10 protein-coding genes are annotated in these 15,106 nt (G+C 74.8%); 3 read left to right on the plus strand and 7 right to left on the minus strand.

Annotated elements, in window-relative coordinates; translation table 11 throughout:
• Window positions 1-40 precede the first annotated feature (40 nt).
• The gene (locus LC193_RS01660) at window positions 41-1,426 is read right to left on the minus strand and encodes a family 2B encapsulin nanocompartment shell protein (RefSeq protein WP_226070643.1); all 1,386 of its coding nucleotides are present in this window, start codon (window positions 1,424-1,426) and stop codon (window positions 41-43) included.
• A gap of 195 nt (window positions 1,427-1,621) precedes the next feature.
• Window positions 1,622-3,034 (minus strand): family 2B encapsulin nanocompartment shell protein, encoded by a 1,413-nt coding sequence (locus LC193_RS01665; RefSeq protein ID WP_226070645.1) that lies wholly within the window; start codon window positions 3,032-3,034, stop codon window positions 1,622-1,624.
• 378 nt (window positions 3,035-3,412) lie between these two features.
• Between LC193_RS01665 and LC193_RS01670 the strand changes: the two genes are divergently transcribed.
• Entirely contained in the window at window positions 3,413-5,872 is a 2,460-nt protein-coding gene (locus LC193_RS01670) for a right-handed parallel beta-helix repeat-containing protein (protein WP_226070647.1), read from the plus strand.
• Between the two features lie 29 nt (window positions 5,873-5,901).
• Here the strand turns inward: LC193_RS01670 and LC193_RS01675 are convergent, their stop codons facing one another.
• Complete coding sequence (locus LC193_RS01675) at window positions 5,902-8,262, minus strand: hypothetical protein (protein WP_226070649.1); 2,361 nt, start codon at window positions 8,260-8,262, stop codon at window positions 5,902-5,904.
• Between the two features lie 169 nt (window positions 8,263-8,431).
• Between LC193_RS01675 and LC193_RS01680 the strand changes: the two genes are divergently transcribed.
• On the plus strand, window positions 8,432-9,271 hold the full coding sequence (locus LC193_RS01680; RefSeq protein ID WP_226070657.1) for a DeoR/GlpR family DNA-binding transcription regulator: 840 nt from the start codon (window positions 8,432-8,434) through the stop codon (window positions 9,269-9,271).
• A gap of 39 nt (window positions 9,272-9,310) precedes the next feature.
• Here the strand turns inward: LC193_RS01680 and yczR are convergent, their stop codons facing one another.
• Window positions 9,311-10,804, minus strand: coding sequence for a MocR-like transcription factor YczR (yczR, locus tag LC193_RS01685; protein WP_226070659.1), 1,494 nt, complete (start codon window positions 10,802-10,804; stop codon window positions 9,311-9,313).
• Between the two features lie 513 nt (window positions 10,805-11,317).
• On the opposite strand from yczR, the gene LC193_RS01690 reads away from it, so the two are divergent.
• Window positions 11,318-11,692 (plus strand): RNA polymerase-binding protein RbpA, encoded by a 375-nt coding sequence (locus LC193_RS01690; protein ID WP_059008394.1) that lies wholly within the window; start codon window positions 11,318-11,320, stop codon window positions 11,690-11,692.
• A gap of 118 nt (window positions 11,693-11,810) precedes the next feature.
• Here LC193_RS01690 and fxsA read toward each other — a convergent pair whose 3' ends face one another.
• Genes fxsA through lnt form a run of 3 tightly spaced genes read right to left on the minus strand, consistent with a single transcriptional unit; the run spans window position 11,811 to window position 14,857 of the window.
• Window positions 11,811-12,425: an FxsA family membrane protein gene (gene fxsA, locus LC193_RS01695; RefSeq protein WP_226070661.1), complete on the minus strand. Its 615-nt coding sequence runs from the start codon at window positions 12,423-12,425 to the stop codon at window positions 11,811-11,813.
• A gap of 3 nt (window positions 12,426-12,428) precedes the next feature.
• Window positions 12,429-13,196, minus strand: coding sequence for a polyprenol monophosphomannose synthase (locus LC193_RS01700; protein ID WP_226070663.1), 768 nt, complete (start codon window positions 13,194-13,196; stop codon window positions 12,429-12,431).
• Window positions 13,193-14,857 (minus strand): apolipoprotein N-acyltransferase, encoded by a 1,665-nt coding sequence (lnt, locus tag LC193_RS01705; RefSeq protein ID WP_226070665.1) that lies wholly within the window; start codon window positions 14,855-14,857, stop codon window positions 13,193-13,195. The genes LC193_RS01700 and lnt overlap by 4 nt, the downstream gene beginning before the upstream one ends.
• Between the last annotated feature and the right edge of the window lie 249 nt (window positions 14,858-15,106).

Raw genomic sequence — 15,106 nt, forward strand, 5'->3', positions numbered from 1 at the left:
CGGGAGGAGCCGGCCGGCGCAGGGGGTCGGGGCGGGCCGTTCAGATCTCGACGTCCTCAAGGACGCCCAGGGCGTCGGGCACGAGGACGGCGGCGGAGAAGTACAGGCTGACCAGGTAGGAGATCACGGCCTGCTCGTTGATGCCCATGAAGCGGACGTTCAGGCCGGGTTCGTACTCCTCGGGGATGCCCGTCTGGCGCAGCCCGACCACCCCCTGGCTCTCCTGCCCGGTGCGCAGCGCGAGCACGGAGCTGGTGCCGGCGCGGGTCACGGGGATCTTGTCGCAGGGCAGCAGGGGGACGCCGCGCCAGGCGTGCACGCGGGCCCCGTCCAGCTCGGTGTGCGCGGGGTACACGCCGCGGGCACTGCACTGGCGGCCGAACGCGGCGATGGTGCGCGGGTGCGCGAGCAGGTACTGGGTCTTGCGGCGGCGGGCGAGCAGGGCGTCGAGGTCGTCCGGCGTGGGCGGGCCGCTCCTGGGGTGGAGGCGCTGCCGCGGGTCGGCGTTGTGCAGCAGGCCGAATTCGCGGTTGTTGACCAGCTCGTGCTCCTGCCGCTCACGCAACGCCTGCACGGTGAGCCGTAGTTGCTCCTCGACCTGGTTCATCGGCTCGCTGTACAGGTCGGCCACGCGCGTGTGCACCCGCAGCACGGTCTGCGCCACGCCCAGCTCGTACTCGCGCGGCGCCACGTCGTACTCCACGAACGTGCCCGGCAGCACCGGCTCCCCCGCGTGCCCGGACGCCAGCGCGATGTCGGCCTCGCCGCGCTTGTTGCGCCGCGGCACGGCGGACTGCGCGGTGCCGGCCAGGTGGTCGCGGAGCCGGGCCGAGCGGTCCGCGACCGCGCGGACCTCGCGCAGCGGCAGGGCGAGGACGGTGCAGCGGGTGAGGGCCCTGAGGGTGTGCGGCCAGTCGGCGGGCCGGCCGGTCAGCGCCTCGTCGCCGGTGAAGTCGCCGTCGGCCAGCACCCCGAGTGAGGTCTCGCCGTCGTAGGCGCCCGGCGCCGACCTGTGGACCCTGCCGTGCACGATCAGCAGCACCTCGTCGACCGGCTGCCCGGCCCGCGCGATGGTGTCGCCCGGCCCGTGGTCGCGCCGGACGCACGCGGCGGCCAGCGCGTCGAGCGCGCCGTGGTCCTCGAAGCCGCGCAGGGCGGGCAGTTCGGTCAGCTCGGCGGGAATGACCCGGACGTCCTGCCCCGCGGCGTCGAACTCCACCCGCCCGTTGCCCAGCGTGTGCGCGAGCCTGCGGTTCACCCGGAACGTGCCGCCCGAGACCTCCACCCACGGCAGTACGCGCGTCAGCCAGCGCGGGGTGACGGCCTGCGACTGCGGTGGGGTCTTGAGGGTGCCGGCCAGGTTGGCGGCGGCCCTGGTGCCGAGGCTGGTGGGCCGGTTGTCCTGTGCGGTGGCGGGCGGGGTCACGGCGAGTGCCTTCCGTCGGTATGTGCCTGGTGCGGTGGCGTTGCCCGGCCTCGCGGGAAACAGCCGTGGATCGGTGGAACGGTGGAACGGCGCATCGGTGGAACGGTGGGGTCGCCGGGCGGGGGACCGCCGGATGCCGGCGCCGTTCCGGCAGCGCCGGCCGCGCCCCGGCGCGCCCGGTGCGCGGCGTCCGCCTCAGTGCCCGACTTCGACGTCCTCCAGAATGCCGAGCGCGTCGGGGACGAGCACGGCCACCGAATAGTAGGCACTCACGAGGTAGGACATGACGGCCTGTTCGTTGATGCCCATGAAACGGACGGAAAGGCTGGGCTGGTATTCGTCGGGAATTCCGGTGCGGTGCAACCCGACCACGCCCTGGGCCTTTTCACCGGTGCGCAGCGCGAGCACGGAACTGGTGCCCGCGGCACTGACCGGCAGCTTGTTGCACGGCAGCACCGGCACCCCGCGCCAGGCGGGCACCGCGTGGCCCTCGAATTCCACGGTGCCCGGGTAAAGACCGCGGGCACTGCACTCGCGGCCGAACGCGGCGATGGCCTTGGGGTGGGCGAGGATGACGCTCGGGTCCTTCCAGACGGCGGCCAGGAGTTCGTCGAAGTCGTCCGGGGTCGGCGGGCCGCTGCGGGTGTGCACGCGCTGCCTCAGGTCGGCGTTGTGCAGCAGGCCGAACTCGCGGTTGTTGACCAGCTCGTGCTCCTGCCGCTCACGCAGCGCCTCGACGGTCAGCCGCAGTTGCTCCTCGACCTGGTTCATCGGCTCGTTGTACAGGTCGGCCACGCGCGTGTGCACCCGCAGCACGGTCTGCGCCACGCTCAGCTCGTACTCGCGGGGCGCCACGTCGTAGTCGGCGAACGTGCCGGGCAGCTCCGGCTCGCCCGCGTGCCCGGACGCCAGCGCGATGTCGGCCTCGCCGTGCGCGTTGCGCTGCGCGGGGACCGCGGCGCGGTGGGCCGCGAGGTGCTCGCCGAGCGCGGGGGAACGGGAGGCGATCTCCTGGAAGGCGGCGCGGCTCAGGGTCAGGACGGTGCCGCTGGTCAGCGCGGTCAGCCCCTCGTCCCTGGTGCCGGGGTCCTCGTCGGTCAGGGCCTCGTCGCCGAAGAAGTCGCCGTCGGCCAGCACTCCGTGGTCGGTCTCGGTGTCGTAGGCGCCGGCGCCGCGCCTGGCCAGCTTGCCGTGGGCGATGAGGACGACGGAGTCCGCGGTCGCGCCCTGCTCGACGACGACGTCACCGGGCGCGAAGTCCCGCTGCACGCACGCCGCGGCCAGCTCCCGCAGCACGTCCTCGTCCTGGAATCCGGCGAGCGCGGGCAATTCGCCGAGTTCCGCCGGGATGACGCGCACCTGCGCGCCCGTCGAGTCGAATTCCACCCGCCCGTTGCCGACGGTGTGGGTCAGCCGGCGGTTCACGCGGAACGTTCCGCCGGAGACCTGCACCCACGGCAGCACCCGCAGCAGCCACCTTGAGGTGATCCCCTGCATTTGCGGCGGCGTCTTCGTGGTCGTCGCGAGATTGCGCGCCGCCGCCGTGTCCAGGCTGAGCCTGGGGTGCGCCGACTCGTTTTCCGTCGTCGGCTCGGTAGAAGTGGACATGCGAAACACCCGCCCATCTGCGGTCGTACTTCGGGGCCATTCGGGGGACTCCCGCGAACGAAGCTAGATGCTGTCCACATGGTGGGCAATCACTCGAAAGAGGGGTCAACTCGACGGTTTCCGCGGCGAATTGCGGGTAACGCGGAGGCGCGCTCCTGCGCGAACGCACCGAGTGTGCGCACCCCGGCACGCTCCGTCACCACGTAGGGTTGGGGGGCGCTCGGGCGCACAACCAGCGCGCGGGAGTGAGCCGACGGCGCGCGTGCGTCAACAGCGATCCAGTCATTCGATCGGTCCGCGGCGCGCTACCGTGGAGCCGCCAAGTACGCGTGATATCGCGCTTCCACCATCGCACGAGGTTTGGGGCACATCGGTTCCATGACTAAGGGCTCGGTCCAGGTGACGCACACCGGAACAGCACGCTGGCGGCGGCGGACCGCCGTGTACGCCACGGTCACCGAAGCCCTGGCCGCCGCGGCCGACGGCGACGTCCTGGTGCTCGCGCCCGGCACCTACCGCGAGAACCTCGTGATCGAACAGGCCGTCACCGTGCGCGGCCCCGACGAGGCCAAGGACGGCCCCGCGCGGATCGCGCCGCCGGACGGCGTGCCGTTGACCGTGCGCGGCTCCGCGACCGTGCAGCACCTGCGCATCGAGGGGCAGGACACGGCGGCGCCCGCGGTCCTCATCGAGAACAGCACGCCCGAACTCACCGGCCTCACCGTGCACACGGCGTCGGCCTCGGGCATCGAGGTGCGCGGCGGCGCGCGCCCCACCGTGCGCCGGTGCGGCGTCAGCAACGCGACCGGCGCGGGCATCAGCGTCACCGACGGCGCGGGCGGTCTGTTCGAGGAGTGCCGGGTCACCGAGTCGGGGCGCCCCGGCGTCACGGTACGCGGCCAGGCCCATCTCCGGCTGGAGCGCTGCGACATCCGGCGCTCCGGCGGCGCCGGGCTCGTGGTCAGCGGCGAGGGCAGCGCGGTGGACGCGGTCGACTGCGCCATCCGCGACGTGCGCGGCACCGGGGTGCAGCTCGCCGACCGGGCCACCGCCCACCTCACCGACTGCCGGGTCGGCACGCCCACGGGCGACGGCATCTCGCTCGACTCGGAGGCCGTGCTGACCCTCACCGACAGCGAGGTCTCCGACGTCCCGGAGAACGCGATCGACCTGCGGTCCCGCTCCGTGCTGACGCTGGTGCGCACGACCGTGAGCGGCTTCGGGCGCAACGGGATGTCGGTGTGGGACCCGGGCACGCACGCCGACGCCCACGACTGCGAGATCCACGCCTCCACGGGCGACTACCCGGCGGTGTGGGTGAGCGACGGCGCGACGGCGGTCCTGGAGTCCTGCCGCGTGCACCACGTGCCGGACGCGCTGTTCGTGCTCGACGCGGGATCGCGCGCGGACGTCGTGGACAGCCGCATCGAGGAGGTGCGCGGCTCCGCGGTGTCCGTGAGCGACGGCGCGACCGCCCGCCTCGACGCGTGCCGGATACAGAACGTCGGCACCGGCGCGTGGTTCCGCGACCCGGGCAGCGGCGGCACGGTCACCGGGTGCAGCGTCGACGGGGCGCGGACGGGCTTCATCGTGGCCAAGGAGGCCGACCCCCAGGTGTCCGACTGCACCGTCAGCGGCCCGGCCGAGGCGGGCGTCTACGTGTCCGCCGGCGGGCGCGGCTCGTTCTCCCGCTGCCGGGTGACCGACTCGGGCGGCTACGGCTTCCACATCATCGACGGCTGCCGCACCGCGCTCAGCCACTGCCGCACCGAGCGCTGCGCCCGCGGCGGCTACGTCTTCGCCGAGGACAGCCCGGTCCTCACCGAATGCCACAGCGACGAGAGCACGGCCCCGGGCGCCGACGTCCGGCTCAAGGAGGCGGAGACGCCCCAGGCGCCGCGCGAGACACCGCCGCCGACCGGGCGGGAGACCTCGGCGCCGGCCGCGCCGGCCCCGGCACCCGCCCCGGCCGCCGGGACGGGCACGGCCACCGCAGCCGCGGGCGACACGGGGGACGCGGGCGGGGGCAGGCCCGCCGACGAGGTGCTGGCCGAACTGGAGTCCCTGGTGGGCCTCGACACCGTCAAGCGCGAGGTGCGGGCCCTCATCGACATGATCGAGGTCGGCAGGCGGCGCAAGGAGGCGGGGCTGAAGGCGGCCTCGGCGCGCAGGCACCTGGTGTTCACCGGCTCGCCCGGCACCGGCAAGACCACGGTGGCGCGGCTCTACGGGGAGATCCTGGCCGCCCTCGACGTGCTCGAACGCGGCCACCTGGTCGAGGTGTCCCGCGTCGATCTGGTGGGCGAGCACATCGGGTCGACCGCGATCCGCACCCAGGAGGCGTTCGACCGCGCGCGCGGCGGCGTGCTGTTCATCGACGAGGCGTACGCGCTCTCGCCCGAGGACGCGGGGCGCGACTTCGGCCGCGAGGCCATCGACACGCTCGTGAAGCTCATGGAGGACCACCGCGACGCGGTCGTGGTGATCGTCGCGGGCTACACCGCGGAGATGGAGCGCTTCCTCGCGGTCAACCCGGGCGTGGCCTCCCGGTTCTCACGCACCATCGCCTTCGGCGACTACTCCCCCGAGGAGCTGCTGAGCATCGTCGACCAGCAGGCGGGCGAGCAGGAGTACGACCTCGCGGACGGCACCAGGGAAGCGCTGCTCAAGTACTTCACGATGCTCGACCGCGGCCCCTCGTTCGGCAACGGCCGTACGGCGCGCCAGACGTTCGAGGCCATGGTCGAGCGGCACGCCGGGCGCGTGGCCCGGCTCGCCGAGCCGAGCACGGAGGAACTGACCCTGCTGCACCCCGAGGACCTGCCGGCGCCGCGCTGAGTCCCGCGAGCCCGGGCGCACGGCGCGCGTCAGGGGCGGTCCCGCGCGACCGACCGCGGGTCGGCCGTCGGCTGCTCGGGCAGCGCCACCGGCGCACCGACCAGGGCGCGGAACAGTCCCGCGCGCTCCTCGGCGAACGCCGGGTCCTCCTCGTAGTCCCCGTGCCCCAGGATCGGCTCGGGCAGCGGCCGGTGCAGGTTGCGCCCGTAGTGCAGCGGGTCGGGCAGCGGGCCGAGGTCGACGGCCTGCTCCCCCGGCCCCGAGCCGCCGACCGGGCCGCCGATCGGGTCGGTGGCCCGCCACAGGTTCCGCCAGCGCGGCATGTCGTGGTGCAGGGCGCGCAGCGCCGCGGGCCCGAAGTAGGCGGGGAACCAGGCTCCGTAGAGCCGCGCGAGCGGCGAGCCGTGGGTCAGCAGGGCGACCCGGCTGCGGGTGGCCGCGTCCAGCTGCCACACGGCCGCCGCGGCCAGCACGCTGCCCTGCGAGTGCCCCGAGACGATCAGCCGGCCGCCGGTGGCGTCGATCCAGGTGCCCATGCGCCAGGACAGGTCGGGCACGGCGCGCTCGGCGTAGCAGGGCGGCGCGAAGGGGTGGGCGGCGCGCGGCCAGAACGTTCCGATGTCCCACAGGATGCCGATCGTCCGGCGCGACGCCTTGTCGCGGTAGGCGCGGCGGCCCAGGGCCACGAGCAGCACGACGCCTATCCCCATGAGCCAGGAGCCCAGCGTCTGGCAGGCGTCGGCGGCGAAGGACAGGGCGGCGGGCGCGTCGGCCGCCGCGCGGGAGGGCGAGTCGCCGGTGGCCGAGCCCGCCACCGAGGCCAGTCCGAGGACGAGGCAGGCCCCGCTGATCCAGCCGACGAGCGCGGGCGCGTGGTCGGTCAGGGAGGCGCGCGCGACGGCGGACGCGATGCGGTCGCTCCGCTCCGCGAGCGGCTCGCAGCGCTCCTCCGGGTACTGGTCGCGCACCCCGGGAGCCAGCCGCCTCGTGGTGCGCCGCACGTGCGCCAGGGCGACGGCGGCGAGTACCAGGACGAGCAGCAGCAGCACGGGGATGGCCGACGCCTCCCAGGTCAGCAGCACCGGCGGCCCGGGAATGGCCGCGCCGGGATCGCCCGGCGCGGAGGAGGGATCGAGCCAGTCGGCGATGCGCTGCGCCACGCCGCCGGTCAGCACGCCGCCGGCCCCGCAGGCCAGCATCGCCACACAGGCGCCGCCGAGGCCGAGGAGCGCGCCGCGGTCCGCGTCGCGGGCCTTGCGGTGCAGCCGGAACGCGGTGAGCGCGATGCCGACCACCAGCGCCCCCTGCGCCACGGTCAGCGTCGCGAACGCGCCCGCGCCCGCGGGGTGGCGGCCGGTGGCCGTCCACTCCGGGCGGCTCCACGCGGTGTGGACCAGCACCAGGGCGAGCAGGGCCACCGCGCCCCACGGCAGGAGGCGGGTGACGGGCGGCTCGGGCCGTTCGTCCGGCTCGTCCTCCGTCCGTCCGTGCCGCGCCTGCTGCGCGGCGACGACACAGGCGAACGCCGCGGTGGCGGCCAGCAGCAGCCAGCCGCTCACGGCCAGCGGCGTGCTGCCCCGCTCGCCCCGGTCGTGCGGCCCGGTCGCGGCGAGCAGGGCGGCGGCCACGGTCAGCAGGGCCACCGCGACGTGCCCGGCGCGCAGGCGGGCGACCAGGGCGCGGCCGTACCAGAACCCCGGCAGGCTGAGCACGGCCCGGTCCCCGCCGTCCGGGCGGGAGCGCACGGGCGGGGAGGCGGACTCGTAGGCGCTCCAGGTCCGGTGGGACAGGCCCCACAGCAGCGCGACGAGCGCCACGGGGAGCAGGGCGGCGAGCGCGAGCCTGCGCCCCGGCTGCGCCCACCAGCCGCCCCCCGGCCCGAACGGCTCGATCCACGCGACGCGTTCGGCGCAGGCGGCCGAGCCGGCGCACTGCCAGGCCAGGAGGTCGAGGGAGACCACGCAGGTCCCCGCGACCAGCAGCACGGTGAGCGAGAGCGCGGTGAGCCGCACCAGGGTGTCGTACAAAGCGTGGCTGCGCCGCGGTCCCGGGGCGGCGGGGCGCATCCAGTGGGCCAGGTTGACGATCGTGAACGGCAGCAGGAGCAGCCACAGGGCCCTGGCCCCGTTCCCCGAGGTGAGGTTGCACCAGATGTACGCCTCGCGGACCGGTCCCGTGCGGTCCCACGGCCGGTCGGCGAGGTCGTCGGTGCGGCGGTGGATGTTGGCCGTGGCGTCGCCGGTGACGCGGGTGGTGCGGTTGTCCTCCAGCATCGTCTCCGGGCTGGTGCCGCCGACCCCGTGCACCATCAGCTCGACCACCGGCTCCGGCGGCACGCCGGGCCCGGCGCCGCCCCCGGCGCCGGCATCGCCGTCGGTGTACGCGCTCATCCCCGTCCCCTCCGTCGCTGCCCCTGCCTTGCTCTTCTCCGCCGACGGCCGCGCCGAACCGCCCCCGCCGGGGGGATGTTGGGGCATGGGAGGATGACGGGCGTCGGCACGGGCGCCGTGCCGCCGCGGGCGCCGACCCGCGGCGGCCCAGGAGGGACGAGGAGACGGTATGAGCGACAACCAGAACCTGCTGGCCGGCCAGCGGCGGGCGCTCATCCTCGAAGAGGTCCGCCGCCGCGGCGGCATCCGGGTGAGCGAGCTGACGCGGATGCTCCAGGTGTCGGACATGACGGTACGGCGGGACCTGGACGTGCTGGCGCGGCAGGGTTCCCTGGAGAAGGTGCACGGGGGCGCGGTCCCGGTGGCGGAACGGCGCACGCACGAGCCGGGTTTCGAGGCGAAGTCGTCGCTCGAACTGTCCGCCAAGAGCGAGATCGCGCGGGCCGCGGCGGCGCTCGCGACGCCGGGCAGCGCGGTGGCGCTCTCCGGCGGGACGACGACGTACGCCGTGGCGCACCAGCTGCTCGACGTCCCCGAGCTGACGGTGGTGACCAACTCGGTGCGGGTGGCGGACGTGTTCCACGACGCGCACCGCAGCGGCGAGGGCGGCCGGGCCGCGGGGCGGGCGGCCACGGTGGTCCTGACCGGCGGGGTCAGGACCCCGTCGGACTCGCTGGTGGGCCCGGTGGCGGACGCGGCGATCGCCTCTCTGCACTTCGACGTGCTGTTCCTCGGCGTGCACGGCATCTCGGTCGAGGCGGGTCTGTCCACGCCGAACCTGGCCGAGGCCGAGACGAACCGGCACTTCATCCGTTCGGCCCGGCGGGTGGTCGTCGTGGCCGACCACACCAAGTGGGGGACGACGGGCCTGAGTTCCTTCGCCTCGCTCGACGAGGTCGACACACTGGTGACGGACGCCGGCCTGCCGGCCGCCGACCGCGAGGAGATCGGTGAGCACCTCGCCGAGCTGCTGATCGCCGAGGGCCCCGAGGCCGCTCCGGCCGACTGAGGCCGTCCGCCGCGCGGCGGACGGCTCGGCCCGCGCCGGTCAGGCGATGTGCGCGAGCGCCGCGTCGGGCCCCGCGGCCCCGGCCGCGACGAGGCCGGCGGCGGTGGCCAGGCGGGCAGCGGCCTGGTCGGCCACGGCCCCGCTCACGGTGAACGGGACGCGCACGTAGCCCTCGAACGCGCCGTCGAGCCCGAACCGCGGCCCCGAGGGCACGCGTACCCCGAGCCGTTCCCCCGCCTGGGCGATCCGCGAGCCGGACAGGCCGCCGGTGCGCACCCAGAGGGTGAGCCCGCCGGGCGGCACGGTGAACTCCCAGTCGGGCAGGTGCCCGCGCAGCGCGGCCACGACGTCCTCGCGGCTGCGCCTGATGCCCGCGCGCCGCTGTTCCGCGGCCTCCTCCCAGCCCCCGGAGGTGAGCAGCCAGGTCAGCGCGAGCTGTTCGAGCACGGGGCTGCCGAGGTCGGCGTAGGCGCGGCCGGCCACCAGCCTGCGGATCACCTCGGGGGCCGCGCGGACCCAGCCGATGCGCAGGCCGGCCCAGAACGTCTTGCTGGCGGAGCCGACGGTGACGACCCCGGCGCCGCCGTGGTCGAACGCGGCGACCGGCCGGGGCGGCCCGCCGGGGACCGGGTCGAGCGCGAGGTCGGCCATCGTCTCGTCGACGACGAGCAGGGTGCCGGCGGCGCGGGCCGCGGCCACCAGGTCCCGGCGGCGTTCCTCGTCCGTGAGGGCCCCGGTGGGGTTGTGGTAGTCGGCCATCACGTACGCGAGCCGGGGCGAGGACTCCGCCAGCACGCGGCGCCACGCGGGCAGGTCCCAGCCGCCGGCGCCGGCCGCCATCGGCACGGGGACCAGGCGCGCGCCCGCCTCCCGCATGAGCTGGAGCACGTTGGCGTAGGAGGGGTGTTCGACCGCGACGCGTTCGCCCTGCGGGACGAACAGCCGGCAGATGGCGGCCACGGCGCCCATGGCCCCCGTGGTGACCATGATCTGCTCGGGCATGGTGGGCACGCCGCGCGCCGTGTAGTGGGCGGCGAGCGCCTCCCGCAGCGCGGGCAGGCCGGCGGGGAAGTCGCCGTGCGTGCGGGCGGCCGAGGGCAGCGCGTCGAGCGCGGCCCGGCAGGCCCGACTGAGCCACGGCTCGGGCGCGGTGGGGGCCGCGCAGCCGAGGTCGATCATGGAGCCGGCCGCATCGGGCGGCAGCGGGTCGAGCGCGCGGGCGGGCAGCGGCCGGCCCGGGGGGACCGCGGTCCAGCTGCCGGAGCCGCGGCGGGATTCGAGGAAGCCGTCGGCGCGCAGCGCTTCGAACGCGGAGGCCACGGTGGTGCGGCTGACCCGCAGCGCGACGGCGAGTTCGCGCTCGGCGGGCAGCCGGGCCGCCACCGGCACGCGGCCTTCGAGGACCAGCAGCCGCACCCCGTCGGCGAGCGCGCGGTAGGCGGGGGGTCTGCGGGCGGCGCGCTCCCCGTTGTCCTGGGAGGCGAGGAGCTGGGCGAGCTGAGTGGCCCCGACCGTGGAAGTCCAATGCGGCATCGGCTACGGCCACCTTTCGACCATTGGCGCTCGTTTTTCACGCTTATCAGGCCACAGAGTGACACATGCCGCACCACTCACACCAGCGAAAAGGTCCGGTCGACGCGGGACCCGCCGACCGGGCCGCCCGGGCGTCCGCGCGCGAAGCGGAACGGCCCGGCCGGGGCGCCGTTCCGCGCGCCCCGGCGATCGGCCCGTCGGCCCAGTGGCCGCCGCGTACGTTCGAGTGGCGGAAACCGGAATCCGGAATGGATTTCGACCTCCGGCGGCAGCGGGGTATTCTACGCCCTTGGTCCCGCCGGATGTGTCGTCACCCCGAGCCATCCTGCGTGGACGCCGGGTGACATCTCCTGGCAGATGTGACAAACCGGGCGCCGGCGGGTACGAGAAGGGGCGGTACGACGGGCGACGTATGACCAGCAACGGGAATCTTCATCGCCGACCGGACGTTGACCCGAGTGATGATGACAGCGAAAACTGTCCTGTGGGCGATCAGCCCGGGAGGCACGATTCATGAGTGAGCGAGCTCTGCGCGGCACGCGGCTCGTGGTGACCAGCTACGAGACGGACCGCGGTATCGACCTCGCGCCGCGTCAGGCGGTGGAGTACGCATGCCAGAACGGACATCGCTTCGAGATGCCGTTCTCCGTGGAAGCCGAGATCCCGCCGGAGTGGGAGTGCAAGGTCTGCGGGGCCCAGGCCCTGCTCGTCGACGGCGAGGGGCCCGAGGAGAAGAAGGGCAAGCCCGCCCGGACGCATTGGGACATGCTGATGGAGCGCCGTACGCGTGAGGAGCTGGAGGAGGTGCTGGCCGAGCGGCTGGCGGTCCTGCGCTCCGGCGCCATGAACATCGCGGTGCATCCGCGCGACAGCCGCAAGACGGCGTAGGCACGCCGCTCCTGCGGCGAACACGAGGGCTCGGGTCACGTGCGGTGACCCGGCCCCTTTGTTTTGTTTGTTTCGCGTGGTTGTCTCGTGTGATCGCTTCCGCGCGTTCCTCACGCGGTCAGGGCCGCTCGGGCCGCCGCTCCGGGCCGCCGTCCTCGGGCGCCGAGCCGCCGGGGCGCCCCGGCGGCTCCTCGTCGTCCCTGATGACCTCGCCCTGGACGACCCGGTCGCCGTCCCGGCGCATCCGCATCTGCTCGTGCGCCGCCCTGGCGTCCTGGAACGCCACGCCGAGCGGTCCGCTGCGCCGGGTCACCCACCGGGCCCCGGCGCGCCGCAGCAGGGCCGCCGTCGGCGGGAAGACGCACAGCAGGCCCAGCACGTCCGAGGCCAGTCCCGGCACCATGAGCAGCAGGCCGCCCAGCATCGTCAGCCCGTTGCCGCCGCGGGCCCGCCGCTGCTCGGCCGGCGCCGCGCGGCCCGCCTGGAGCGTTTCGGTCAGCTGCTGCCACGCCCGGCGCCCGGTCCGCTTGATCACCAGGGAGCCGAGCACGAGACCCGCGAGCAGCAGCAGGAGAACGGTCGCACCGCCCGCCGCGTCCCCCACCAGGAGCAGCAGCCAGATCTCCAGCAGCGCCCAGGCCGCGACCAGCAACGGGAGCAGGGCCAGGGGGCCGCGTGGCCTGCGGGCCCGGGGCTGCCGGGCGGGGGACGGTTGAGGTTGGCCGCTCGTCATGTCTCAAGTGTGCCTGGCACCGGCCGGTTTCCCGAACCGGGCGGCGAGTCCCCAGGCCGTGACGCGCCACAGCGCCTCGATCACGATGTCCCTGCTCATCTTGCTGTCGCCGTGCTCACGCTCCACGAAGGTGATGGGCACCTCCACGACCCGGTGCCCGGCCCTGACGGTCCGGTTCAGCAGGTCCACCTGGAAGCAGTACCCCTGCGAGTCCACGTCCGCCAGCAGCTCGGGGTCCAGCACGTGGGCCCGGAACGCGCGGAAGCCGCCGGTGATGTCGCGCAGCGGCAACCCGAGGAGCAGCCGCGAGTAGGCGCTGCCCCCCCGGGAGATCAGCTGCCGGTGCCGGGGCCAGTTGACGATCCGGCCGCCGGGCACCCAGCGCGAGCCGAGGACCAGGTCGGCGCCGCGCAGCGCGGTCAGCAGCCGCGGCAGCTCCTCGGGCCGGTGCGACCCGTCCCCGTCCATCTCGACCAGCACGCCGTACCCGCGATCGAGCCCCCACTGGAAACCCGCGACGTAGGCGGCGCCGAGGCCCTCCTTGCCGGCCCGGTGGAGCACGTGCACCTGCGCGTCGCCGTCGGCGATCTCGTCGGCGATCTTGCCGGTGCCGTCGGGGCTGTTGTCGTCGGCCACCAGCACGTCGCACTCGGGAGCCACCGACCGCAGGCGGGCGATCAGCGGGCGCAGGTTGGCGGCCTCGTTGTACGTGGGAATGATCACCAGCGTCCGGCCCCGCGGCGCGCCCTCGCGGCGCGCTCGGTCGCTCACACGCTCTCCTTCCGGTCCGCCCGTCCCCTGCGTGCGAGCACGACGGCTCCGGCCCACGTCAGCAGGCCGAGCCCGGTCAGCGCCCACTCCGGCGCCGCGCCCACCCGGTCCGCGACGGTCCGGTCGTCCCGCAGGGGCAGCTCCGCGGTGAGCACGTCCCTGGTGAACTCCTCGGTCTGCTGCTCGATGGTGCCGTCGGGCGCGACGACGGCGCTGATGCCGCTGGTCGCGGCGGTGACGATGGCCCGGCCGTGCTCCACCGCCCGCAGCCGGGACATCGCGAGCTGCTGCTCGGGCTGACCGGTGTGGCCGTAGGTCGCGTTGTTCGTCTGGACCACCAGGGCCCTGGCCCCGGCGTTGACGGTGTCCCTGACGATGCCGTCGTACGCGACCTCGAAGCAGATCACGTCGCCGAGGCGGGCCGGGCCGACGTCGAGGACGCCGGGCTCCTCGCCCGGGTAGAAGTCGCGCGGCACCCGTTCGAGACGGCTGATCACCTTGCTCAGCTGCTCGCGGAACGGGACGTACTCACCGAACGGCACCGGGTGCTGCTTGGTGTAGGAGTCGCCGGGCCCTGTCTCCGGGTCCCACACGATGCCCTGGTTCTCCACGTACCCGTCCCTGGTCGGGTGGTCGACCAGGGCGCCGACGAGGATCGGCACGCCGACGGCGTCCACGGCCCGTTCGATAGCGGCGCGCGCCTCGGGCTCGCGGTAGGGGTCGAGGTCGGAGGCGTTCTCGGGCCAGAGCACGAGGTCGGGCCGCTCGACACGGCCCGCGGCGACGTCGTCGGCCAGTTCGATGGTGGCCTCGACGTGGTTGTTGAGGATGAGCATGGGGCGGCCGAGGAAGTCCATGCCGGGCTGCTGCACGTTGCCCTGCACGACCGCCACCGAGACCGTGTCGTCCGCGTCCGTGGGCACCGGCACCGCGTAGCCCGCCGCGGCCACCGCGGCGGCGAGGCCCGTGGCGCCGAACGCCGGCAGCGCGACCGCCCGGCCGGGCAGGGCGGGGCGCCGCGGGCTGCCGAGCGCGGGCAGCAGGCGCACCACGGCCCAGGCCAGCAGGGCGCCGGTGAGGGCGACGGCGAAGGTCACCAGCGGCGCGCCGCCCAGGGCGGCGAGCGGCGTGAACGGCGTTCCGGTGTTGGCGAACGCCAGCCGCCCCCAGGGGAAACCGCCCAGCGGCACCCGGTCCCTGGCCCACTCCTGCGCGACCCACAGGCACGCCGCCCACAGCGGCCAGGCGGGCAGCCGGGAGGTGGCGGCGAGCCCCGCGCCGAGCGGCACGAAGAACAGCGCCTGGACCAGCGACAGGCCCACCACGGTGTCCCAGCCGATGACCCGCAGCCACTGCAACAGGCCGATGAAGAAGGAGAAGGCGAGCAGGAAGCCGAACCAGGCGCCCTGGCGCCAGGTCCTGCCGCGCGTGAGCACGGAGAGCGCGGCCACCGCGACGATCGACAGCGGCCATATGTCGATCGGGGGGAAGGCGGCTGCGAGCGCGAGACCGGCGGCGACGGCCACCAGCTCGGCCCGCCAGTGCGCGCGCAGGGCCGCGCCCGCCCTGCGGAGCCGTCCGGGGCGGCGGGGGGCCGCCGGCCGCGGCCCGGGCCGCGGTGCGGACACCTGCGGACCGGCGGCTTCGGTGTCGCTTGCCATGGTCGTCTCTGGGCCCGATGGCACGGTCGTGGCCTCTCTGGGAGAGCGGGCAATGAAGAACGACCGTACCTCGGATGCGGCGCGCCGAAGCCACGCGGGTGCTGCGGATCGGGGCCCGGCGCCCTTCGGTCCGACCCGGGACCCGCTGGCTGCGGGTCCGCAGAAAGCCGTTGTCTACTGAGCGCCCGGGCCCCGTCCCGGGGTCGCACCAGCCGGCCTGGCGAAACCTTCCGCCCCGTGCCGCGTCCA

Origin of the sequence: Streptomyces marincola (assembly GCF_020410765.1) — a bacterium.
Taxonomy (GTDB): domain Bacteria; phylum Actinomycetota; class Actinomycetes; order Streptomycetales; family Streptomycetaceae; genus Streptomyces; species Streptomyces marincola.